The sequence below is a fragment of the Flavobacterium micromati genome, assembly GCF_900129585.1.
Lineage (GTDB): Bacteria > Bacteroidota > Bacteroidia > Flavobacteriales > Flavobacteriaceae > Flavobacterium > Flavobacterium micromati.
In genome coordinates this window covers 58,933-82,934 of record NZ_FQWF01000010.1, presented here as the reverse complement: position 1 = coordinate 82,934, position 24,002 = coordinate 58,933, and the positions used below count along the sequence as shown (strand labels likewise).

Below are 24,002 nucleotides of genomic sequence, written 5' to 3'. Positions count from 1 at the left end.
AGCTAATTAAAACCGATAATTAATAACAATAATTTAAAAATTATGCAACATTACAAACAACTATTCTCAATTTTTACTATTCTCTTAGTTCTGACAAATAATACATTTGCTCAAACAAAAAAAATAGAGCAAATTGACTCTCTGATGAAATGGTCAAACCAAATTGGGGTTTTTAATGGAAACGTACTTGTTTCAAAAAATGATAAAATAATTTACCAAGAGTCATTTGGTTTTACTGATGTAACAAAAAAGAAGAAATTAAATGCTGCTTATAGATTTAATATCGGATCTATAACAAAAGAATTTAGTGCGGTAGCTTTAATGCAATTGCAGGAACAAGGGAAATTACAGTTGGACGATAAGGTCTCTAAATTTATTCCTGAATTACCAAAATGGGCAAATGAAGTAGCAATTAGAGATTTATTACAATATACTAGCGGCATACCTAACGTAAACTGGAAAATTATTAACAATGACAAAGACCTTTTTGATGGTTTAAAGCTAACCGACACTCTTGATTTTAAACCTGGCACAAATTACGATTACAATAACAATAATATTTTTTTAAGGCAATTTATTGTTGAACGATTAACATGCATGTCCTTTAAAATGTATGCAGAAAAGTACATATTTAAACCTTGCAAAATGAATTCGTCTATTTTGACACCTTTTGGGAATGAAAAAAATATAGCTAAAGGGTTTAATAATAATCTAGTTCAAGATAAAACGGACTTGCAAATAACGGGAGGAACTTACTTAACAACTATTGATTTACTAAAATGGGTAAATTGTCTTCATTCAAAAAAAATAATTAATAATCAATCGCTGTATGAAATAGGTCAACAATTTGATTTAGAACAAACTCAATCAGCTTTAGGACAAGCAAAATACAAAGATGAAAATTTGATTGAGCATTTACACGATGGAAGAGCTGGAAATTATGAAGCCATTTTAGTTTCGGATATTAATGAAAAGTTTACGGTCATTTTGTTAGACAATAATTATAATGGAAAAGTTTTTGAAATATCAGATGCGATCATAGCAATTTTGAAAGACCAAAAATTTATCTTTCCACAAAACATACATAAATAATAAGCTAGCGTCTCACGGGGGTGCGCGGAATTCTAATTGGCCTTTTTGATAATTTTTTCATTGTTGCTTTTTAACATTTTTTTCCTCAAAATCATCATATCCTCACTCACTTTTTTATCTAAAACCTTTGCATAATGTTGAGTGGTTCGTAAGTTTTTGTGTCCAAGCATTTTGCTTACACTTTCAATGGGAACACCGTTCGTGAGTGTTACTGTGGTAGCAAAAGTATGTCGGGCAATGTGGAAGGTAAGTTCTTTTTTAATTTCACAAACGCCAGCAATTTCCTTTAAATAGGCGTTCATTTTCTGGTTACTCAAAATGGGTAATAATTTATTTTGATTGTTGCTTTCTGGATGATCTTCGTATTTATCAATTATCATTTGTGTAATTGGAAGAATTGGAATTTTCGAAGCCGTTTCTGTTTTCTGGCGGTGGGTGAATATCCATTTCTCCCCGTCAATACCACGGCTTATGTGGGACTTTGTTAAGTTTTTGACATCGATGTAAGCCAAACCGGTAAAGCAGCTAAAAAGGAAGATATCGCGTACTAATGAGAGTCTATCTGTTTTAAAATCTTTGTTGATAATATTCTCAATCTCTTCCTGTGATAAATATACGCGTTCTACTTCTCTGACTTTGGCTTTGTAGTTACTGAAAGGGTTTCTTTCAATCCAATTATTGGCCAAGCATATCTTTATGATTTTACTGAAGTTCTTTATGTATTTCACCGCGGTGTTGTTGGCGCAATTCCTAACGCTGCGCAAGTAAAATTCATAATCGGTAATAAAGGCATGGTTTATTTTATCAATCTCGATATCGGATATTTTGTATTTCCATTCGAGAAAATCGATGGTATGTTTTAACGAGGTCTTGTAACGCTCTAACGTTCCTGGTGCATATTCTTTACCCACCAATTCTTTGATTTTGTTGTTGTGGTCTTGAAAGATAGGGATGAGGGTTCTAGAGCGTTCTTCGATACCTATTAGTTTGTTTTTGAAAACTTCAAGTGTGAGCAATTCGTTTTTGTGGATTAACTCCATTTGAATGTCATATATTTTGGATTTCATTAAATTAAGGTATTCATTTAATGAACGGGCTTCCTCTGAGGTCCCTTTCATTTTTGACAATTCGGCTGACCATTTTGTTGCATCAATGAATTTCTTTGAACTGAACTCCATTCGTTTTCCATCCACGGTCAATCTAATATAGATTGGTAATTGACCAGATGTGTTGGCTTTGGTGCTTTTAGCATAATAGTGCAATGTGATTTTTGTCTTCATAGTGGTAACCTTTTAATTATTATTCAATTTAGATCTCTTCAGGATACCAAACAAGATGTTTACATAATGAACTAGTCGTTGAACTAGTCGTAAAACATAATGTTTGTAGGGTTTAAGGAGATTTAGCGAGACCCTAATTGTTGAATTTGTTAGGGTCTCGATTTAGTCTCTTTAAAGATGAGATTAGATGAATAATTTGACTATGTCGTAAAAGCAAAAACCCCGTAAATCATAAGATTTACGGGGTTTTGATACCATTTGTTTTTATACTGGCGGAGAAAGAGGGATTCGAACCCCCGGACCTGTTACAGTCAACAGTTTTCAAGACTGCCGCATTCGACCGCTCTGCCATTTCTCCAGTGAGCGACAACCATTACCTGATTGCGAGTGCAAATATAGTTACCTTTTTCGATTTACAAAAAGAATTTGATAAAAATTATAGCTGTTTTTTAAAGTAATTTTTAATTGTTTCATTTCCTTCGCATTAACAAAACAATTATTTTTATATTCAAATCAAATTTCTCTTAATAACTTACATATTCTGTGATTTCTAAGCCGTATCCAATCATTCCAACACGTTTTGTTCCTTCGGTATTAGACACTAATCTAATTTTTGAAATGTCGATATCATGCAGTATTTGAGCTCCAATCCCAAAATCTTTACTATCGATAACAAGTTTTGGCGCTTTTAATATGCCTTCACTTTGTAATTGTTTTAGCTCTGAAATTCGATTTAAGAAATTTACAGCCTGCATATCTTGATTTATAAAAATAACAGCGCCTTTTCCTTCCTCATTTATTACTTGGAACATATCGTCTAATTGCTGATCAGCATTGTTAGTTAACGTTCCCAATAAATCATTGTTGACTTGTGAAGAATTAATACGTGTCAAAATTGACTCGCCCAAATTCCACATGCCTTTAGTAAGTGCAATGTGTATTTGTTTATTTGTAGTTTGTTGATAAGCTCTAAGTCTAAAAGCACCAAAACGAGTCTCGATATTAAAATCTTCCTTTTTGATGATCAAACTATCATGTTGCATTCTGTACGCTACAAGGTCCTCAATTGAAACCAATTTTAAGTCAAACTTGCGAGCGACTTCTACCAGTTGCGGTAAACGCGCCATTGTGCCATCTTCGTTCATAATTTCGACAATGACTCCAGCCGATTTAAAACCTGCCAAACGTGCAAAATCTATTGCTGCTTCTGTGTGGCCCGTTCGTCTTAAAACGCCTCCTTGTTTTGCAATCAATGGAAAAATATGTCCTGGTCTCGCTAATTCATGCGGCTTAGTACTTGGATTAACTAATGCTAAAATGGTTTTTGCCCTATCTGATGCTGAAATTCCTGTGGTAACACCGTTGCCTTTTAAATCTACTGAAACCGTAAAAGCGGTTTCCATTGGGTCTGTGTTATTGCTAACCATTACATGCAAACCTAATTCTTTACACCGACTTTCTGTTAACGGCGCACATATTAATCCGCGACCGTGAGTAGCCATAAAATTGATCATTTCGGGAGTTACCTTTTCGGCTGCAGCCAAGAAATCACCTTCATTTTCACGATCCTCATCATCAACAACAATAATAATTTTTCCTTGTCTAATGTCTTCTATCGCTTCTTCAATTGTGTTCAACTTTATTTTATTTAAGTCCATTTCAGGGTTTAGTTTTGTGATGGGAATAATTTTTTAATAATTTTTTGGAAAGGAGCCAGTATAACATCCATATTTATTAATCCAATATCATTTGTGGCTCTATAAGTTAACAATATGGCTAAAGGAGTCAAAACGAAGGAGGAAATCCAAGCTCCCATAAATGGTGTCATTCCATTTTCCTGCGCTAATCTTTTTCCAAAGGTATTTATAAAATGGAAATTGATAAAGATCAAAATAGCAAAAACTATGGGAAGACCAAGTCCTCCTTTTCTAATTATTGCTCCCAAAGGCGCTCCAATAAAAAACATCAAAAAGCATGCAAAAACAATAACAAACTTATCATAAAATGCTAATAAGTGGTTGTTTATGTTTTTTTGCTTGTTAAGTAATTCACTATTTGTACTGTCAATTGAATAAATACTATTTTCAAGTGTACTTTTTGCTAACTGTAAAATATTAGATTTTTCTTGGTTGGTATATAACGACAATATATCTTTTGGAAGTAACTTATTTCTCTTGCTGATAATCGCCTTATTTTTTTCAGGATAGGCAATCTTGAGATTGCTGTTTTCTGCAAACGAAATGATATCACTTTTCATATTCTTTTTTAAGGAATCTAAAGTATAGTTCAATTCATTGACCGTTAGCATTGTATTTGTATTGGCTACTGATTCTTCCTTGATATCCACTTTATTCAATTCTGATAAATCAATATTAATAATTTGTTTTTTAAATGAGCTTTTCGCGAAAGGCATTTTGTCACGATCACTATAATTTTTAGGTACAATATCTTCGTAATAATAACCATCATTGAGAACTAATTGTAAAATACTACTTTCCTCACTGCTAATTAATTCGCCATTTTTAGCTTTAATAACTGTTTTACTGCCATCACCAGTTTGAGATTTTTTATGAATAGTTATTCCGGTGAGCGTATTTCCTTCTGCTCCACTTTTTTTGTTGACTTTAATATTATAAAAACCAACATCACTAAATTGTCCTTCAGTAATAGCTAAAGCAGGCTTAACTTGAGCAATGTTTTTCCTAAAATTGATGAACTTATACTCAGCAAAAGGAATTACATTGTTAGAAAAGAAAAAAGCAACAATACTCAACAATATGATAAAAACCGTTAAACTTCTCATCGCTCTTTGAAGCGAAATTCCAGAAGATTTCATTGCAGCAAATTCATAATTTTCAGCTAAATTTCCAAAAGTCATTATTGACGATAGCAAGATAGACAACGGCAAAACTAAAGGTACAATCCTTGGCATTGAAAACGCTAAGAATTTTATAATCATCACTAAATCTAAATCTTTTCCCGCTAATTCAGCTATAAATAACCAAACGGTTTGAAGTATAAATATGAAAAATAAGATTACAAATACGGTAGTAAATGTAGTCAGAAAGGTTTTTAATAAGTATTTGTCAAGAATTTTCACTTAATGTACTAATCTAATTTGTTGATGTAGTAATTTGGATATTTACTCCCTACAAATGTAAATTGATTTTTTGATAAAGGTTGGTTGGTTTTAAAAGAATTAACCGTTAAAGTTGTTTTGGTACCTTTTTTTCCAACTTCAATCAAATTATAAATATGTTTTGTTTGAACATCAATTCCAAGCAGAACTTCTTTTCTAGAATCCTTTGGATTCGTAGAGACTAGTTTGATATATTGAATTTTTCTCCCTTTTACGTTTTGCAAAATATCCATTTCATACTTATAACCTGAATTAAAAAATGTAAGCATTTTTGAAGGGGTTATGGCATTATCATCTTTATCATTTACCGTAGAAATAGTAATTTCTTCATCTTCTGGAACAATTGTGTATGTTTTTTTGCCGTCAAATACCTTTGTAACTCCCATGAAACTCAACACATATTGATTGCCCTTCATAATTACATTCCCCTTGCTATCTTGGTTTATATTTTCTTTTGCATTATTTAATGAATATTTAAAATCTATTGTGATATTACTGTAACTTTTAACTTTAGCTGTAACTTCATCTAAAAGTTGTTTTGCTTTTTTATCTTGTGCTTGAATTGAAAAACTAAAAAGTAGTAAAGTAGTAATTACGATGACTTTTTGTGATATTCCGTTCAAATAATTTTTTGCAGATTCTTGATTGCTTAATTTCATTGTTTTATTTATTTTGTTCATTACTGAAAAATTGATCAAGAGAACTCATATCTAAAATATTGACGCTTCGTGCTTTACTTCCTTCAAAAGGGCCAACAATTCCCGCGGCTTCCAGTTGATCTATCAACCTACCTGCTCTATTGTAACCTAATTTAAGTTTTCGTTGTAATAAAGAAGCTGATCCTTGCTGCGCATTTACAATAATCTCAGCGGCTTCTCTAAATAAGGTATCTCTGTCGGAAATATCCATATCAAGATTTATGCCGCTTTCCTCACCTACAAACTCTGGAAGTAAATAAGCGGTGGCGTATGCTTTTTGTGAACCTATAAATTCGGTTATTTTTTCTACTTCTGGTGTGTCAATAAAAGCACATTGTACCCGCACTACATCATTCCCATTTGTATAAAGCATATCTCCGCGTCCTATTAATTGATCAGCGCCTTGTGTATCTAGGATTGTTCTAGAATCTATTTTTGAGGTTACTCTAAAGGCAATTCTAGCGGGGAAATTGGCTTTTATGAGTCCAGTAATAACATTCACAGATGGTCTTTGTGTAGCAATAATTAAATGTATTCCAATTGCCCGCGCCAGTTGCGCTAAACGCGCTATAGGAACTTCGACTTCTTTTCCAGCTGTCATAATCAAATCGGCAAATTCGTCAACAACTAATACTATATATGGTAGAAATCGATGTCCATTTTCAGGATTTAGTTTCCGCGCTTTAAATTTATCGTTATATTCTTTAATATTTCGAACCATTGCGTCTTTAAGCAATGAATATCGGTTGTCCATTTCTACACAAAGAGAGTTCAAGGTGTTAACTACTTTGGCATTATCAGTAATAATAGCATCATCCATGTCTGGAAGTTTAGCTAAATAATGTCTTTCAATTTTGTTAAAAAGTGTAAGTTCAACTTTTTTGGGATCAACCAAGACAAATTTGACTTCTGCTGGGTGTTTTTTATACAAAAGTGAAGTCAAGACAGCGTTTAAGCCTACGGATTTTCCTTGTCCGGTCGCGCCAGCCATTAGTAAGTGTGGCATTTTAGCTAGATCAACGACGAAAGTTTCATTTGAAATTGTTTTTCCAAGAGCAATTGGTAATTCCATTTCTGCTTCTTGAAATTTGGCTGAGCCAATAACACTTTTCATAGAAACCATTGTTGGATTCTTATTCGGAACTTCAATTCCTATAGTTCCCTTTCCTGGAATAGGCGCTATGATACGAATTCCCAATGCCGACAGTGATAATGCAATATCATCCTCTAAACTTTTTATTTTAGAGATCCTAATTCCTGCCTCGGGGACAATTTCATATAAGGTCACTGATGGTCCAACAGTCGCTTTTATCTGCGCGATTTCTATTTTGTAATTGCGAAGCGTATCTACAATTCGGTTTTTATTTTCCTCTAATTCTTCCTGATTAATTGTAATTCCGCCCGTGGAATATTCTTTTAATAAATCAATTACTGGGAATTTATAATTGGATAAATCCAAAGTAGGATCAAATAATCCAAAATCAGCCACTAATCTAGAAGCTAAATTTTCTTCAATAATATCTTCTTCAGCCGCTGTTTCTATTACAAATGAGTCACTAGCAGACACAATAACTTCTGGAAATGGAGGAGGAGTAACTTCCATAGTAAGCTGCCTAGCAATTGGTTCTCTTTGTATATCAGACGAATTACTTATGGTAGGTTTTAAGGCTTCCTTATTGATTTCAAACAGAGAACCATTTGTTTTTAAATGAATATCATCATCTTCATCATTGACAGCAAATTCTTCTAAATTGTAGTCTCCTGCTGTATGATTTAATAGATTGGTCAAAGCAGTTGAATTCATTTCTTTTTTAGAATCATTAAAAAAGGACTGAATGCTATCTGGAGAGAGTTGTAGTTTAAAAATAATATAAACAATTAAACCAAACAATAAGACTAATAGCGTTCCGGTTTTCCCAATGTAATCTTGTAGAAATAAATTCAACTCATAACCAATTGTTCCACCTAATTCTGGTGCTGAAGTCGCAAAAAATCCAAATAATACTGATAAAATTATGATTACGAATAGATCCCAAAACCAAATACTTTTTAATTTCCGAACACTGATTCCTAAAACCAAATAAATTCCAGAGAGAAAAAATAAGCGTCCAAATATAAAAGCAGCAACTCCAAAGCCCTTGTAAATGAGTAAATCAGCTAAAAAAGCACCAAATTTTCCCAACCAGTTTCCAACAACTTCTGTTCTATCACCTAACTGCTGAACTGCGCTTTGATCTTGTTGTCCATAGATAAAAAAAGATATAAAGGCAACAACTAATGCTATGGAAAATAAAACCAACAAAGAACCAATAACAATTTTATGTTGCTTGGTTAGCTGTGATGTAATTTTAGGCCCTGATTTAGTCTCAGCTTTTTTATTTGAAGGAGTAGCTTTTGTTGATTTTGCCATCTAAAATTTGTAATAATACCTAAAAAATTATAGGTACGTAAATTGTTAAACCAATTATGACTGCTGTCAATGCAGCAAAAAATACTGCCCCAGCAGCAATATCTTTAATAAATCCAATTTTTTGATGATAACTTGGATGAATAAAATCAGCGATTTTTTCAACTGCCGTATTTAATCCTTCAACGCTAAGTACTAAGCCAATAGCCATTGTTTGAAAAAGCCACTCTGTTTTAGAGATACCAAAATAAAAACCAGTAATAGTCATGATAATTCCTAAAGAGAATTGCACCATAATACTGTGCTCCGTTGTGATTAATTTTTTAGCACCTTGGAAAGCAAACGTAAAACTTTTAATTCTCCCCGAAATAAAGTTATTGTCTTTTTGAAATTCCATCAGGAAGTATTAAAGTGTTGCTATTGCAGCTTCGTAATTAGGCTCATCAGCAATTTCACCTACTTGTTCCGTATGCGTAATTATTCCGTTTTCATCAATTACAATGATTACTCTTGAATGCAATCCCGCTAAAGGTCCGTCAGTTATTTCTAAACCATTAGTTTTACCAAATTCACCATTTTTAAAATCCGATAAGTTTACCACGTTCTCTAATCCTTCAGCCGCGCAAAAACGTTTTTGTGCAAATGGTAAATCTCTTGAAATACATAAAACTTTTGTATTCTCTAATTTGCTTGCATTTTCATTAAACTTTCTAACTGATGCTGCACATGTTCCAGTATCAACGCTGGGAAAAATATTTAAAACTACCTTTTTACCTGCAAAATCACTAAGTGAAACTACTGCAAGATCAGTATTAATTAATTTGAAATCAGCGATTTTGGTACCTATTGCTGGTAACTCTCCTGATGTATGAATTGGATTTCCTCCTAATGTAATTGAAGCCATGTTGTTTGTTTTTTTGTGAGGTTCAAAAGTATGAAAATTTTTTAAGAATTTGTTCAGAAGTAATCGTATAAAATTTGTCTTATTGATACGCCGTATATTTATTTAAACTTCAAATAATTCTCTTTTACAAATAAAAAACGCACTCGATTTAGAGTGCGTTCCAATATTTTTAAGGAGATAATGTTATTTGTCTATTGAACCTAAAACTCTTTTCATAAAAGTGTTTAACGCTTCTTTTTTATCAGTTCCGATTTTTATTAATTTATTAACCTCCAAAGCCCCATACATATTGGAAATTAATTCACCTATAACATCTAACTCTTCATCTTTTAGTGATGGTATTTCAGTCATAGCCTCCAGAACGTCAATAGTTTCAATGATGTAATCTTCATCATTTTCCTCTATAAATTGTGTCAAATGCTTTATTACAGGTAATTTCATCTTTTAATATTTATTCGGTTATCCGTTAATTTGTTGATTTGGCTGGGCAAACATTTTTGAACGATTATCCCTTTTAACCAATTAAACGATTTCGTTTACTAATTCAATTAAAACTTCTTGCTTGTTTGTTTGTGTTTCGTTTACTAATTTACCATTTACAAAAGTGGCAAAAGTTGGTAGATTACTTACATTGGCAAGTTTTCTAGATTCTGGGAAATTTTCAGCGTCTACAAGTGCAAAAGTGATTGCTTCGTTTTCAGTTGCTAATTTTTTGAACTTTGGCTTCATAATTCGACAGTTTCCGCACCATGATGCCGAATATTGAACTACTACTTTTTCGTTTTTGGAAATTAAATCCTGTAACGTATCTTCAGTTAATTCGATTAACATATTTTAAATTATAATTTTTATAAATTCCAAATTCCAATGTCAAGATCAAAATTTAAAACTTTTAAAAAGGTTAATATTTTTTTATTTTATATTTCCAAATCCTAAATCCCAAATCCCAAATTAAACTTGTATAATCTGTCTTGGAATTTGGAATTTTAAATTTGATTTTCTTCTTAGTTCAGGGTTAAATACTCAGCAGTACTTGTTCTGTCGGCACTCATTGCTTCTTTACCTGGTTCCCAGTTAGCAGGACAAACTTCTCCTTTTTCCTGAATGTGAGTGTAGGCATCAACCATACGTAAATACTCGTTTACGTTACGACCCAATGGCATATCATTTACACTTTCGTGGAAAATTTTTCCTGTCTCGTCTATTAAGTATGTAGCTCTAAAAGTTACATTAGATCCTTCAACAATAACTGAATCAGTCTCTTCAGAATATTCAGTTGAATCAATATCAAGAATTCCTAAAATGTTGGATAAATTTCTGTTCGTATCTGCAAGAATTGGGTAAGTAACTCCTTCTATTCCTCCGTTATTTTTTGGAGTATTTAACCAAGCAAAGTGAACTTCATTCGTATCGCAAGAAGCACCGATTACGATTGTATTTCTTTTTTCAAATTCGGGTAAAGCAGCTTGAAAAGCGTGTAATTCAGTTGGACATACAAAAGTAAAATCTTTTGGGTACCAAAATAAAAGTACTTTTTTGTTATTATTTACTGCTTCTTCAAAAATATTGATTTTTAAATTATCACCCATTTCTGAAATAGCATCAACTGCAATACTTGGGAATTTTTTTCCTACTAAAGACATATTATTTTTATTTTAAATTGTTATTGTTTTCACAGTGCAAAAGTAGTTCAGAAATACAGTTTTAACGATAGTTTTTTATGCTATTTATTTATAAAACCATAGAAAAACTTTATAATTGATATATTCATATTCCTTTTCTGAAAGTTATTGCAAAACAAAAATCCACCTTTAAAAAGTGGATTTTTGAATTATTAAAAAGTTAATAGTTAATTTGATTTTATATCAAAACGATCGTTATTCATAACTTTTGTCCATGCTTTTACAAAGTCAATTGCAAATTTTTCTTTGTTGTCATCTTGTGCGTAAACTTCAGCATAAGATCTTAAAATAGAATTTGAACCAAATACTAAATCAGCTCTGGTTGCAGTCCATTTAGTTACGCCACTTTTTCTATTGACAATATTATATAGATTATCTGCAATTGGTTTCCAACTATAATTCATGTCAGTAAGATTAACAAAGAAATCATTAGTCAAAACACCTTCATTATTAGTAAACACTCCTTCTTTTGAACCTTGATAATTAGTTCCTAAAACACGCATACCTCCAATTAAAACAGTCATTTCTGGTGCTGTTAATCCTAGCAATTGTGCTCTATCCAATAATAATTCTTCTGGATTTATTGTATTCTCACTTTTGTAAAAATTTCTAAAACCGTCTGCATTTGGTTCTAAATCTTCAAAGGATTCTGCATCAGTCATTTCTGCTGTTGCGTCACCTCTACCAGCATTAAAAGGTACTTTTACATCAAATCCTGCATCTTGAATCGCTTTTTCAATTGCGGCATTCCCTCCCAGAACTATCAAATCTGCGATGGAAACTTTTTTACTTAAATCCGCTTGAATTTGTTTGAGTGTGGCGAGGACTTTTTTAAGACGGTCTGGTTCATTTCCAGTCCAGTCTTTTTGCGGAGATAATTGAATTCGGGCCCCATTTGCACCACCTCTAAGGTCAGAAACCCTAAATGTTCGAGCACTATCCCAAGCTGTGTTTATTAATTCTGGTCGTGTTAAACCAATTCCAAGTAATTTTACTTTCAACTCCTCAATTTCTGAATCGGATAAAGTATAGTCGACTGTTGGGATAGGATCTTGCCAAATCAATACTTCATCGGGAACATCTGCGCCTAGATATCTGTTTTTTGGACCCAAATCCCTATGTGTTAATTTGAACCATGCTCTAGCAAAAACATCATCAAAATCAGCTTGGTCCTTGTGAAAGCGTTCTGATATTTTTCTATAAATAGGATCCATTTTCATTGCCATATCGGCATCAGTCATAATTGGATTATTTCTTTTTGAAGGGTCAAAAGCATCAATGGGTTTATCCTCTTCTTTAATATTTATTGGTTCCCATTGCCACGCACCAGCAGGACTTTTTTTCGATTCCCAGTCATAAGTAAATAACAAATGGAAATATTCATTGTCCCAACGTGTTGGGTTGGTAGTCCATGAACCTTCTAAGCCGCTTGTAACAGTGTCAGCACCATTGCCATTATTTTTTGGATTTAACCATCCAAAACCTTGAGTTTCCATTTCACTTCCTTCAGGCTCTTTACTTAGCAGAGAAGCATCACCATTTCCATGCGCTTTCCCTACGGTGTGACCACCCGCGGTCAAGGCAACAGTTTCTTCATCATTCATTGCCATGCGTTTAAAAGTAACACGCACGTCGTAAGCTGTTCTCAAAGGATCGGGCTGACCATCAACACCCTCTGGATTCACATAAACTAAGCCCATCATTACAGCGGCTAATTTACTATCTAACTCTCTTTCGCCAGAATATCTACTTCCTAAGCCTCCAGACTTTGCCAGCCACTCTGTTTCTTCCCCCCAACTAATATCTTTTTCTGGGTGCCAAATATCTTCACGTCCTCCAGCAAAACCAAAAGTTTTAAATCCCATAGACTCATAAGCCATGTTTCCTGAAAGAATAATTAAATCAGCCCACGAAATTTTATTTCCGTATTTCTTCTTTATTGGCCAAAGTAATCGTCGTGCTTTATCTAAATTTCCATTGTCAGGCCAGCTATTTATAGGTGCAAATCGCTGATTTCCTGTGTTACTCCCGCCACGTCCATCAGAGACTCTGTAAGTTCCCGCAGAGTGCCAAGCTAAACGGATCATTAAACCTCCATAATGGCCCCAGTCAGCAGGCCACCAATCTTGACTATCAGTCATTAAATTTTTTAAATCCGATTTAACAGCCTCTAAATCTAATTTTTTAAATTCGTCAGCATAATTAAAATTACTTCCTAGCGGATTTGTTTTAGTATCATGTTGGCTAAGAATATCTAAATTTAGAGCTTTTGGCCACCAGTGCTGATTTGTTATTGCGGGTCTTGAATTGTATTCCTTTGGACTAAAAGGACATTTGCTTAAATCATTTGAAAGTTCCATATACGTTTGTTTTAGTTTAATAAGTTGACCAGTACAAACTTAACGTAAAGAACGAGAATATTAATTGATTTTAATTATTAGTTTTTATGAAGTAATCAATTTTAGTTATAACAAGTTTAAATCAGAAATCCAATTTTTCAATCCAACCAATTGATAGAAACAGGAAGAGTTCCATTGCATTCCAGCTTCCCTAACAGATGTTTGGCGGCAACAGTTTGAAACTCATCAAAATCTTGATATACTTGTACGATTCCAAGCACTGATTTTGAGTTTGGAATCACTTGGAGTGAATAGGGGTTTCCAAAAACATATAAAATGCATTTTTTGATATTAAATATTTTTTGCAAAAAAACAAGAACTTCTTCGTCTATATCAAAATTGTCAAGTGGTTTTGCTTTAGGAACAAATAATGCAATAATTATAGTGTCATAACCTTCAAGGTCTTTTTCTAGCTGTTCCAAATCTAACTTTTCCTCACTTTGATAACTAAATTCCGGTGACATTAAATCATTAGATAAAACTTTAAAAAATCGGTTATCAGTTTTTTTATAAAGACTTAATTTGGCAAGCGTACTTTTTGCTTTTGCATCAAAAACAGCTTGCGTATTGCCGTTATCGATGATTTTAGTGATGGAAGCTTTAGCGATTTGATAATTTAAATCAGAAGTTTTTTCAAAATCGAATTCATAATCTGATATTGATTTTACCGCAGTTTCAAAATTTAGTAAACCAACTTTTTGCTTGCATTTTACAATACGATTATAACTTTCCGCAATTCTTGATGCTGTTGCATTGTTTAGGATTTCTTGTATTCCTTCAGCGACATTTTCTGCAAAACAAAGTACATCATTTCCAGCATTGAAAGCTTCCCATTCTAATTGTCCTTTTTTAGTGTATAAATCGGAAACACTTCGCATGTTCAAGGCATCAGAAATTACTAATCCATCATAACCTAATTGCTTTCGCAAAAGCATTTCTATAATAGATTTAGATAAGGTAGCCGAGGTATTTTTTCCATCATTCAAAGCCGGAACGGCCAAGTGACCTATCATTATTGAATCGACATTATTTTCGATTCCTTTTATAAAGGGAACCAGCTCGTTTTTTAATAATTGTTCTAAATTTTCTTCTAATATTGGCAAGCCCAGGTGAGAATCGACGTTTGTGTTACCATGACCAGGAAAATGTTTCAGACAGCCTAGCACGCCAGCATCATTCATTCCTCTTAAATATTCTAATGCAAAATCGCTGACTTTTTCTTTGCTTTCGCCAAAGGAACGATACCCAATAACAGGATTATTGGGGTTATTGTTGATATCCGCTAGTGGCGCTAAATTGTAATGAATTCCAACTGATTTTAAATCAAAACCAATTTGTTTTCCAACTTCGTAAACCAAATGAGATTTTGATTCAGACAAAGCGCCTAGCGTAATTGCATAAGGATATTGAGGTGTTTTTTCGACGCGCATTGCTAAGCCCCATTCGGCATCAATACTGATTAACAGTGGAGTAGGAGCACATTTTTGATAGCGAACAATGAGTTCCTTTAAACGCTGACAACTATCATCATTAAAAATTACTTTTTTCTTGGTTTCAAAATTAGTTGCTGCGCTCGCTCTACTATGAAAAAAAGTAAGTCCGCCAATGTTATAATCTTTAATTAATTTTTCAGTTGCCTGAATATTTTCTTCCGTATCGTTAATGAATACTGCGGGAAAGAAAAATTGTCCTATTTTTTGTTCTAATGTCATTTTTTTTTAGTTTGCTAGTATCAAATAAAGCTTGGAATAATTTTTACCGAAGATGCGTAGATTATAAATTTTTTAAAATAATTTGCGAATCTGCGGTTATATTTTTGGATTAATCCGTAGTAACGATTTTAGGTTGTCTTCTTCCCAAAATTCTTGGGAAATATCAAAAATCTCGAAAGTATTAATCCAGGAATAGTAGCAATAAAAACCCAAATAAAGAAATTACCATAACCTAAATAATCTTGAATGTAACCACTTACCATTCCAGGAAGCATCATTCCTAGTGCCATAAATCCTGTGGCAATAGAATAGTGGGAAGTTTTTGATTCGCCATCAGCGACATAAATTAAATACATCATAAAGGCTGCAAAACCAAAACCGTATCCAAACTGCTCCGCAATTACTGTCAAATAAATATAAATTACAGAACTTGGATGAAAGTGAGATAATAGAACGAATCCTATAATTGGCAAGTGCATCGCTAAAATCATGGGTAACATCCATTTCCCCAAACCATCTTTCGAAATTACAATTCCGCCTAAAATACCGCCAATGGTAAGTGCAATGAGGCCAAAAGTTCCATAAATGATTCCAACATCTTCGGTTTGTAATCCCATTCCGCCGTCATTAATAGGATCTACTAAAAAAGGAGTTAACATCTTTAGCAATTGCGATTCTCCCAAACGAAATAAAAGAATGAAAGCCAGAATTAAAACAATTTGTTTCTTCTTGAAAAAACTAATAAAAACTTTGCTAAAATTTTTCTCCTCTTCTTGACCTACTGCAATTGGCAACTCTGCTTTTGGTGTCGCAAAATAGTTGTAAACAGTTAAGATCGTCATTACAAGGCCCACGAAAATCATTGTGTAAGACCATGCTTGCTGATTATTACCAAAACGATGTTCTAAATATCCTGCCAGTAAAATAATTAAGCCGTTTCCAGTAAGCATTGAAGCTCTGTAAAATGTACTTCGAATTCCTAAAAAGAAAGACTGTTGCTCTTTTCTTAAAGCCAGCATATAAAAACCATCACTTGCTACATCATTGGAAGCCGATGCAAAAGCAGCGACCCAAAAAACAGCTAAACTCAACACAAAAAAATGACTAGTAGGAATAATAAAACCAACTATAATAAAGGCAATTGAAATAAGGAATTGCATCGTTAGAAACCAATTTCTCTTGGTGCCATATAAATCAATAAATGGACTCCATAATGGTTTTATAACCCACGGCAAATACAATAAACTGGTATATAAACCAATGTCTTCATTGCTAATTCCTAAGTTTTTGTACATCAGCACGGAGACCGAAATTATTATCACATAAGGAAATCCCGATGCGAAATTTAATACGGGAATCCAATACCATGGTCTGTTATCTGCTTTCATTTAAGTTGCTTATTGGTAATTTGAAATTATTGTTTTAAATCTACAATTGTTGCTTCACTCTCGTTGCCGAAATAATCAATAAAAGTCATTGCGCAAGTAGTATTTTTATCTAATTTGTAAGCTGGAATTACAATTTCGGCAATATCACTATTGGATTCGTAAGCGACTTTTTCGATAATTTGGCTAGGATTGCTAATGTCAATTGGCAAACCAAATGACGATGCGTAAACCATAACGTATCTTATTTTGCTGTACATTGGGCTCTTTACAGAAAATCGGGTGGAGATTGGATCAACTATCAAGTTAGTTGCCGTGGGAACAATCACCATAATTTTGACTGCCGCTGGCACAACAGGCGGAAGAGCCGGATATTTATACTGATTTTCACTTAGTAATTTTGTTACTTTTTGATTTTTATTGACAAATCCTTTGGCACTGAAATAGGCGTTTCCTTGAACATTTTTATACGTTCTAGTAATGTCAATTTGATTCGGAATTTCGAGTGGATTATTCCATCTTTTATCTGAATCAGCGTTGATTTTGTAGGTTCCGTTTCCTATATAAATTGCTGTATTACTAGAATTTTCAGACCACCATTTTAATAATTTAGAATAAGAAGCTTTAGGATGATCCATGCTCCAATACAATTGTGGTACAAGATAATCAATCCATTTATTGTCCATCCACGCTAATGGATCGGCATATAAATCATCGTAATTTGTTTGGCCTGCTTCAGTATCAGAACCTCTCGGATCCACTGATTTGTTTCTCCAAACACCAAAAGGACTTATTCCAAATTGTACCCACGGTTTTAGATTTTTAATAGAAACAGATACGTCTTTTACAAATGTATTTACATTGTCGCGTCTCCAATCTTCGATACTCATTCCTTTCCCATATTGAATAAACGCAGCGGTGTCATTAAACTTCTCACCTGCAACTTTATATGGATAAAAATAATCATCAAAATGCATTGCGTCGATATCATAATTTTGAACTACTTCATCAACAATCGTTAATAAATGTTTTTGAACTTCCGGCAACGCTGGATTGTAGTAATATTTTCCACCGTATTTTATCATCCATTCGGGATATTTAAAAAAATCGTGTTCTGGACTTAAAATGGCGGTGTTATAATCCATTGCAGCACGATACGGATTCATCCAAGCATGAAATTCAAAGCCTCGGCGGTGCGCTTCATTTATCATCCATTCAAGCGGGTCGTAATAGGGCTTAGGTGCTTGTCCTTCTTTTCCAGTTAAATATTTTGACCATGGAGCTAATTTAGTTGGATAGAAAGCATCACCCACACTGCGAATTTGAACAATCACCGCGTTATAATTTAATTTTTGATACGTGTCTAGAATTTCAATATAGTCGGCTTTTTGTTTGGCAACGCTGTCTTTACTTGTTTTTGGCCAATCAATATTTACAACTGTTGCAATCCACACACCTCTAAATTCGGTTTTTGGATGTTTGATAAGTTCCTGAGCATTTAAGTTCAAAAATGAGAATATTAGAAAGCATATTAGTAATGCGCTGTGCTTATAATTTTTCATTAGCGTGTAGTTTAGTAAAGTCTTCAAAAATAGTTTTTTTAGTGTAATGTATCCGTTTAATAAGTGATCAAATTTTACTTTACAATTTGCTTGCCAAAATATTTCGCTTTTGCCAAAATGAATTCGTTTAAAAATTTTGATATTAAACTTTAAAAATCAATTTATTTTTATACAAAATCCATAGAATGAATGACCAAAAAACCGCGTAAGAAACAGCATAAAAAAGCGATGCATTCAACGGATTATCAAAAAGCGGAACAATATTAAAATCATAAATAAATTTTTGAAGACTAATTTTTTCCTCCGCTACAATTGGATTTTCAATCTTAATAGCACTTAAAGCTCTTGGAATTATTCCTGAAAAGAAAAACACAATCATTGGATTAACACCCCAAATTAAAAATAATTTCGTCCATTTTTTTATATTTAGAACGTCGATTAGGTAATACAGAATTAGTAGACAAATTGTAGCTAAACCAGCAGTGTAAACTACATAAGAACTCGTCCAAAGTGATTTGTTTAAGGGGAAAGCAGTGCTCCACAACAACCCAACAACCACCATTGAAATTCCTACGACTGCCATTTTTATTACAATATCACTTTTTGAAATTTGTAAATTCAATATTTGGCCAACAAACATTCCCAAAATACCTGTTGAAATTGCGGGTAAAGTACTAAGAATTCCCTCTGGATCCCAAGTTTTTGATGATGCCCATAAATGGCCATTTAATAATAAATTATCAATCCAGGCTGCTAGATTAGTTCCTTTTTCAAAATTAGCTTCTCCAAATCCTGGAACAGGCACTAGAGCCATTAAGCCCCAATAAACTAGTAAAATAGCTGCTACTACTAGAATTTGTGTTTTTAGATTTGATGTTAGATATAATAGTGAAGCAAAGAAATAAACGATTCCTATTCGTTGTAAAACTCCCGGAATCCGTACTTCATCGAATGCGGGAATCCTGCTGTAGGCCAAAAATAGTAGACCACCAAAAATTAGAAAAACGAGATAAGTTTTAATTTTCAAAGTGAAATTTCCTAAAAGTGCGTACGCCACCGCAAAAGTTATCAGCAGCCGAACCATCAGCAACGGAATTCCTTCCAATGAAAATACTTCGATTCTACTAAAGAAATTTAAAAATAATCCCAAACAAAAAATGCGAAGTGAACGAACGAGAATTTTATTGAAAACAGCAAAATCTAGATGTTTTGCTGGCATTGCAAATGGAATTGCGGTTCCCATGATGAAAATAAAAAAAGGAAAAACTAAATCAGTAGGAGTGCAGCCGTGCCATTCCGCGTGTTTTAAAGGTGGATAAATATGGGCCCAACTTCCTGGATTATTTACAATTGTCATCAATAGAATGGTAAATCCTCTAAAAACATCGAGTGAAAGTAAACGTTCTTTTTGCATTTTATTTTGGTTGGTTTAATAGATATTTTTTCTAGTTCGGAAATGATATTTTTCCCATCGATACCGATGGAATTCCTTTTCGTGTTCCAAAATCAGAATTACCACCACATACTGTTTCATTAGCTAAAATGGCAAATAGAATGGCTTCCTTAGCATCACCTGAAATTCCTAAATCATCTGTTTTTAAAAAATGACAAGGCAATAATTCTTTTAACCATTTTACTAATAATGGATTGTGTGTTCCTCCACCCGACAAATAAATAGTGAAATTTTCAACTAAATAATTGGTATTATTGATTGTACTATTTATTGCTTCTGCAATTGTTTCTGCACTAAATCGAGTTAGTGTCGCTAGTAAATCGTTGATCGAAATATTTAGCATACTGGTATTTTTTTGTGCATTTGTAACAAAGTCAACACTAAAAAGTTCAGGTCCTGTTGTTTTAGGGAAAGGTTTTTGAAAAAAAGAATTAGATTTTAAACTTGTCAGAAGTTCTTGATTTACAATTCCATCTTTAGCGATTGCAGCATCTTTATCATACGATTTTTTTGGAAAAACAAGTTTCGTAAATGCATCAATCAAGGTGTTTCCAGTTCCTGTATCAGTTACAAAAACTTCTTCTGCATCGCTGCTTTCGGGCAAATAAGTGAAATTAGCAATGCCGCCTATATTAAGCATAATACGATTTTCTCCTTTTTTTGAAAACAGAAAATAATCTCCATAAACTGCTAATGGTGCTCCTTCACCTCCTGCCGCAAGATGCTTTTGTCTAAAATCAGATAGTGTGATAATGCCCGTATTTACTGCTATATGATCTCCGTCGCCAATTTGCAAAGTAGCATTTGGAAATTTTTCTTGCTGGTGCAAAATCTTTGGCGCATGAAAAACAGTTTGACCGTGAGACGCTATCAAATCTACTTTTTCTGAAGAAATTCCCCATTGGTGCAAACATTTCAAAATCATATCTGCATGTAAAACGCCAATCCATTGATTTAGTAATACGAGTTTTTGAAATTCAATTGTTTGCTTTGCAAAAACAGATCGTATTTCTGTTTTGATATCTTCTGAATATTCAACAGTTTTAAACTCAATTAATTTAACTTCAGTTTCTTCACCAGAACCTGAAATTTCGCATAAAGCCACATCCAAGCCATCAAGTGAAGTTCCAGACATTAAACCAATAATGGTTCGCGTTGGTTTATGGGCAATTTTATAAAGTGATTCCAGATTTGAATTCATGATTTGTATTTTAGCGTTATTTAATTTTCAGATTAAACATAGTAATCTACCTCTTATTTAAGAATCGCATTTTGAATTATTTGTTGAATATCTTCTCTAATTTTTTCTCTTGATAACTTATTTCCTTCGGCTGTAACTTCTGGATACGTTCTATTGGAAAGAAAAACATAGACAATTTCAGTTTTGGGGTCAACCCAAGCCATAGTGCCAGTAAAACCAGTGTGACCAAAACTAGTTTCTGACACGCAACCACAAGTTGGACCCTCTTTTTCTACTCTTTTATCAAATCCTAAACCACGTTGGACTCCTTGAGCTGCATAGTGCGAGGTATTAAAAACATTGAACGTTTCTTCCGAAAAATAGCTTTTGCCACCATAATTTCCCTTTTGTAAAAACAGTTGCATCATTTTAGCGACATCCATTGCATTCGAGAAAATTCCAGCGTGACCGGCAATTCCGCCTTCCATTGCGGCCGCCATGTCATGCACATATCCTTGTACAACTTGCTGACGGAAATAAGTATCAATTTCTGATGGGGCGATGTTATTTTTGTCAAATTTAGTTAATGGATTATACATCGTATTGTTCATTCCAAGCGAGTTGTAAAAGTTTTTCTGACTTAAAACTTCAAGTGGCTGTTTTGTTTTTCTTTCTAAAAATTCTTTTAAAATGATAAAAGTAAAGTCGCTGTATTTATATTCTTTTTTGAGGGATAGCGGACTATTAGCAATGATTTTCATGATGGTGTCATGATAATCATTGCTTATGTACAAATCATCAGCTACTTTTCTCGAAAATTGTGGGTTTGCCACTTTGCGATAGTACTTTTCCATGGGTGTATTGTCGCGATTTAAAGTTGCTTTGTAAAACGGAATCCAAGCTTGAAGTCCAGCATAATGCGTTAATAAGTCCTTGAAACTGATATTTTCTTTATTAGTTTTCGCAAAAAGCGGTACCATCGTTTTTAATTTGGTGTCTAATGTAACTTTTTGCTGATCGTACAACTGCATCACATTAGGAAGTGTCGAAATCATTTTTGAAATAGATGCTACATCATATAAATCTGAATTTGTGACTTTTTTAGTCTCGTCATAAGTTAGATGACCGTAGGATTTTTGGAAAATCACATTTCCTCTTCGAGCTACTAATACTTGCATTCCGGGAGTCATCTTACCATTAATTGCTTTTTGTGCTATACTATCAATTTTAGATAAAATCAGCGGATTCATATCTTCGTTTTCAGGTGTTGTAAAACCCAATCGGTTCAATTTTACTGTTGCTAAACCATCATTCACTTTAAATGATTTATTGATCGAAACTGGCAATTTTCCTTTGGCTTCAATGGCACCAAATAATAATTCTGCCGAAACCACTTGGCTTACATCTGAGTTTTGATAGGAAACAACTAATCCTTCAATTTCATTGAAATTAGTTATTGGCAGTAATGTATATGGTTTTGTAAAAATGTCTAGAATTACCTTATTTTCCTTAGCTATCTTCTGTATCGAAAGCAATTCTGTTTCGTTGAAATCTTGTTTTTCCCACGTTTTATTTTCTTTGTGAAAACTTAAAATAACAAGGTCGTATTTTTTAAATTCGGCGTTTAAACTATCTATGTTGGCATTCGAAACCTCGGTAACTTCGGTATATTTTTTTAAAGTGGAGATAAAAGTGCTATTTTCAGCATCGCCTAATTTTACATAAGCAATTTTTTGACTCAAATCTTTTAAAGGAAGTATCTCTTCCTCATTTTTCAGTACTGTAATCGCGTTTTCGTACAATTTGTAATGTATTGCCTTGTTTTGCGAGGGATTAATATCCTTTATTAGATTAGCAACAGCAAAAGGTTTGTATTTATTTAGGCCAACTTTAAACTTGTATTTCAATATTTTTTTTACAGATAAGGCTATACGTGCTTCTGTTAGAATTCCTTCATTGTAAAAAGATTCCAGTTTTTCAAAACTGGCAGGAACGTTTTCTGGAGCGAGAAGAATATCATTTCCGGCTAAAAGCACTGCTAACTCTAAATCGCCTGCGTCTTTAAAATTAGTGGCGCCTTTCATGGCTAAACCATCTGTAAAAATCAAACCTTCAAAGCCTAGTTGATTTTGAAGCACGTTTGTTACCACATTAAAGGAAGCCGATGAAGGAATATTTTCTTTGGATTCTAAACTTGGAATATTGAGATGTCCTACCATTACTGATGCTAATCCTTCATCAAACATTCTTTTGTAAGGATATAATTCTACGAGGTTAAGGCGCTCTTTTGAGAAATTGACTAATGGTAAAGTGTAGTGCGAATCAGTAGATGTGTCGCCATGTCCAGGAAAATGTTTGCCCGTACTAAAAACGCCTTGAGCTTGAACGCCTTTCATTAAGGCGATTGCCTTCTTGCTCACATTTATTTTGCTTTCGCCAAAGGATCGATTGCCAATAATAGGATTTTTAGGATTAGTATTAATGTCGATCACAGGAGCAAAATTGAAATGGATTCCCATTCTTTTGCTTTCAGCACCCATTTGTCGTCCTACTTTTTCGATTAAATCTAAATCTTGAATCGCTCCAAGAGTCATATTCCACGGAAATATATAGGTAGAATCTAATCTCATACTTAAACCCCATTCGGCATCAATAGCTACAAATAAGGGCACTTTTGCTTTAGCTTGATATTCATTGGTTAATCTAGCTTGGCGAACTGGGCCACCTTGAAAAAAAATAACGCCTCCTATATTGTAATTCTGAATTAATGCTTTTGTTTTGTTAACGTGAATAGAATCTTTATTAGAATACGCAGCAATCATAAACAATTGACCTATTTTTTCTTGCAGCGACATTTTATTGTAAATACTATCTACCCAAAGCGTTTCTAGATCTGAGTCTTTAAAAAAAGTTTTACGTTCTAGTTTACTTACAGTTTTGTAAGTTGCTGTATCTTCTGTAAAAATTTCTTTTGGTAAATCAGTAACCGTTTTGCTTTTTTTTACAACAGCACAGTTCGCAATTAGAAACGCAAATGTTGTATAAAGCATGATTTTTAAAAAATATTTTTTCATTTGTTTCATTTTATTCGAATGGTAAGTCAGAAGAA

General features: G+C 33.4%; 18 protein-coding genes and 1 tRNA gene. 1 reads left to right on the top strand and 18 read right to left on the bottom strand.

Annotated features, from left to right (window positions below):
- The first annotated feature begins 144 nt into the window (after positions 1-144).
- Positions 145-1,092, top strand: a complete 948-nt coding sequence (locus BUB42_RS11560) for a serine hydrolase domain-containing protein (RefSeq protein ID WP_244533924.1) — start codon at positions 145-147, stop codon at positions 1,090-1,092.
- A gap of 32 nt (positions 1,093-1,124) precedes the next feature.
- Here BUB42_RS11560 and BUB42_RS11555 read toward each other — a convergent pair whose 3' ends face one another.
- The 18 genes from BUB42_RS11555 to BUB42_RS11470 all read right to left on the bottom strand — a co-directional run bounded on the left by BUB42_RS11555 (position 1,125) and on the right by BUB42_RS11470 (position 23,967).
- A complete protein-coding gene (locus tag BUB42_RS11555; protein ID WP_073020491.1) occupies positions 1,125-2,372 on the bottom strand; it encodes a site-specific integrase in 1,248 nt (415 codons plus the stop codon).
- Positions 2,373-2,642: 270 nt separating this feature from the next.
- Positions 2,643-2,730: transfer RNA gene (locus BUB42_RS11550), tRNA-Ser, on the bottom strand.
- Between the two features lie 166 nt (positions 2,731-2,896).
- Positions 2,897-4,030, bottom strand: coding sequence for a 3,4-dihydroxy-2-butanone-4-phosphate synthase (gene ribB / locus BUB42_RS11545; RefSeq protein WP_073020489.1), 1,134 nt, complete (start codon positions 4,028-4,030; stop codon positions 2,897-2,899).
- Between the two features lie 8 nt (positions 4,031-4,038).
- Positions 4,039-5,472, bottom strand: a complete 1,434-nt coding sequence (locus BUB42_RS11540; protein WP_073020488.1) for an LptF/LptG family permease — start codon at positions 5,470-5,472, stop codon at positions 4,039-4,041.
- Positions 5,473-5,480: 8 nt separating this feature from the next.
- Positions 5,481-6,170 (bottom strand): outer membrane lipoprotein periplasmic chaperone LolA1, encoded by a 690-nt coding sequence (locus tag BUB42_RS11535; RefSeq protein WP_073020673.1) that lies wholly within the window; start codon positions 6,168-6,170, stop codon positions 5,481-5,483.
- 4 nt (positions 6,171-6,174) lie between these two features.
- A complete protein-coding gene (locus BUB42_RS11530; protein WP_073020486.1) occupies positions 6,175-8,619 on the bottom strand; it encodes a DNA translocase FtsK in 2,445 nt (814 codons plus the stop codon).
- 19 nt (positions 8,620-8,638) lie between these two features.
- Positions 8,639-9,013, bottom strand: coding sequence for a diacylglycerol kinase family protein (locus BUB42_RS11525; RefSeq protein WP_073020484.1), 375 nt, complete (start codon positions 9,011-9,013; stop codon positions 8,639-8,641).
- 9 nt (positions 9,014-9,022) lie between these two features.
- Entirely contained in the window at positions 9,023-9,520 is a 498-nt protein-coding gene (tpx, locus tag BUB42_RS11520; protein ID WP_073020482.1) for a thiol peroxidase, read from the bottom strand.
- A gap of 183 nt (positions 9,521-9,703) precedes the next feature.
- Positions 9,704-9,961, bottom strand: coding sequence for a DUF6952 family protein (locus tag BUB42_RS11515; protein ID WP_073020481.1), 258 nt, complete (start codon positions 9,959-9,961; stop codon positions 9,704-9,706).
- Between the two features lie 81 nt (positions 9,962-10,042).
- Positions 10,043-10,351 (bottom strand): thioredoxin family protein, encoded by a 309-nt coding sequence (locus BUB42_RS11510; RefSeq protein ID WP_073020479.1) that lies wholly within the window; start codon positions 10,349-10,351, stop codon positions 10,043-10,045.
- Positions 10,352-10,524: 173 nt separating this feature from the next.
- On the bottom strand, positions 10,525-11,163 hold the full coding sequence (locus BUB42_RS11505; RefSeq protein ID WP_073020477.1) for a peroxiredoxin: 639 nt from the start codon (positions 11,161-11,163) through the stop codon (positions 10,525-10,527).
- Between the two features lie 206 nt (positions 11,164-11,369).
- Positions 11,370-13,562 carry a catalase/peroxidase HPI gene (katG, locus tag BUB42_RS11500; protein ID WP_073020475.1) on the bottom strand — a complete coding sequence of 731 codons (2,193 nt, stop codon included), beginning with the start codon at positions 13,560-13,562 and terminating at the stop codon, positions 11,370-11,372.
- Between the two features lie 137 nt (positions 13,563-13,699).
- On the bottom strand, positions 13,700-15,313 hold the full coding sequence (locus BUB42_RS11495; protein WP_073020473.1) for a glycoside hydrolase family 3 protein: 1,614 nt from the start codon (positions 15,311-15,313) through the stop codon (positions 13,700-13,702).
- A 128-nt stretch (positions 15,314-15,441) separates the two neighbouring features.
- Complete coding sequence (locus BUB42_RS11490; protein ID WP_073020471.1) at positions 15,442-16,701, bottom strand: MFS transporter; 1,260 nt, start codon at positions 16,699-16,701, stop codon at positions 15,442-15,444.
- A 26-nt stretch (positions 16,702-16,727) separates the two neighbouring features.
- Positions 16,728-18,260, bottom strand: coding sequence for a glycoside hydrolase family 10-like protein (locus BUB42_RS11485; protein ID WP_073020469.1), 1,533 nt, complete (start codon positions 18,258-18,260; stop codon positions 16,728-16,730).
- A gap of 142 nt (positions 18,261-18,402) precedes the next feature.
- Positions 18,403-19,674 carry an acyltransferase family protein gene (locus BUB42_RS11480; RefSeq protein ID WP_073020467.1) on the bottom strand — a complete coding sequence of 424 codons (1,272 nt, stop codon included), beginning with the start codon at positions 19,672-19,674 and terminating at the stop codon, positions 18,403-18,405.
- 31 nt (positions 19,675-19,705) lie between these two features.
- Entirely contained in the window at positions 19,706-20,914 is a 1,209-nt protein-coding gene (locus tag BUB42_RS11475) for an anhydro-N-acetylmuramic acid kinase (protein WP_073020465.1), read from the bottom strand.
- A gap of 53 nt (positions 20,915-20,967) precedes the next feature.
- Positions 20,968-23,967, bottom strand: coding sequence for a serine hydrolase domain-containing protein (locus BUB42_RS11470; protein WP_073020671.1), 3,000 nt, complete (start codon positions 23,965-23,967; stop codon positions 20,968-20,970).
- Positions 23,968-24,002 lie beyond the last annotated feature (35 nt).

Bases quoted from the DNA above. Each gene is read 5' to 3' on its own strand.
- BUB42_RS11560 (WP_244533924.1), top strand. From the start codon at position 145: ATGAAATGGTCAAACCAAATTGGGGTTTTTAATGGAAACGTACTTGTT.
- BUB42_RS11555 (WP_073020491.1), bottom strand. From the start codon at position 2,372: ATGAAGACAAAAATCACATTGCACTATTATGCTAAAAGCACCAAAGCC.
- ribB (WP_073020489.1), bottom strand. From the start codon at position 4,030: ATGGACTTAAATAAAATAAAGTTGAACACAATTGAAGAAGCGATAGAA.
- BUB42_RS11535 (WP_073020673.1), bottom strand. From the start codon at position 6,170: ATGAAATTAAGCAATCAAGAATCTGCAAAAAATTATTTGAACGGAATA.
- BUB42_RS11530 (WP_073020486.1), bottom strand. From the start codon at position 8,619: ATGGCAAAATCAACAAAAGCTACTCCTTCAAATAAAAAAGCTGAGACT.
- BUB42_RS11525 (WP_073020484.1), bottom strand. From the start codon at position 9,013: ATGGAATTTCAAAAAGACAATAACTTTATTTCGGGGAGAATTAAAAGT.
- tpx (WP_073020482.1), bottom strand. From the start codon at position 9,520: ATGGCTTCAATTACATTAGGAGGAAATCCAATTCATACATCAGGAGAG.
- BUB42_RS11515 (WP_073020481.1), bottom strand. From the start codon at position 9,961: ATGAAATTACCTGTAATAAAGCATTTGACACAATTTATAGAGGAAAAT.
- BUB42_RS11510 (WP_073020479.1), bottom strand. From the start codon at position 10,351: ATGTTAATCGAATTAACTGAAGATACGTTACAGGATTTAATTTCCAAA.
- BUB42_RS11505 (WP_073020477.1), bottom strand. From the start codon at position 11,163: ATGTCTTTAGTAGGAAAAAAATTCCCAAGTATTGCAGTTGATGCTATT.
- katG (WP_073020475.1), bottom strand. From the start codon at position 13,562: ATGGAACTTTCAAATGATTTAAGCAAATGTCCTTTTAGTCCAAAGGAA.
- BUB42_RS11495 (WP_073020473.1), bottom strand. From the start codon at position 15,313: ATGACATTAGAACAAAAAATAGGACAATTTTTCTTTCCCGCAGTATTC.
- BUB42_RS11490 (WP_073020471.1), bottom strand. From the start codon at position 16,701: ATGAAAGCAGATAACAGACCATGGTATTGGATTCCCGTATTAAATTTC.
- BUB42_RS11485 (WP_073020469.1), bottom strand. From the start codon at position 18,260: ATGAAAAATTATAAGCACAGCGCATTACTAATATGCTTTCTAATATTC.
- BUB42_RS11480 (WP_073020467.1), bottom strand. From the start codon at position 19,674: ATGCAAAAAGAACGTTTACTTTCACTCGATGTTTTTAGAGGATTTACC.
- BUB42_RS11475 (WP_073020465.1), bottom strand. From the start codon at position 20,914: ATGAATTCAAATCTGGAATCACTTTATAAAATTGCCCATAAACCAACG.
- BUB42_RS11470 (WP_073020671.1), bottom strand. From the start codon at position 23,967: ATGAAAAAATATTTTTTAAAAATCATGCTTTATACAACATTTGCGTTT.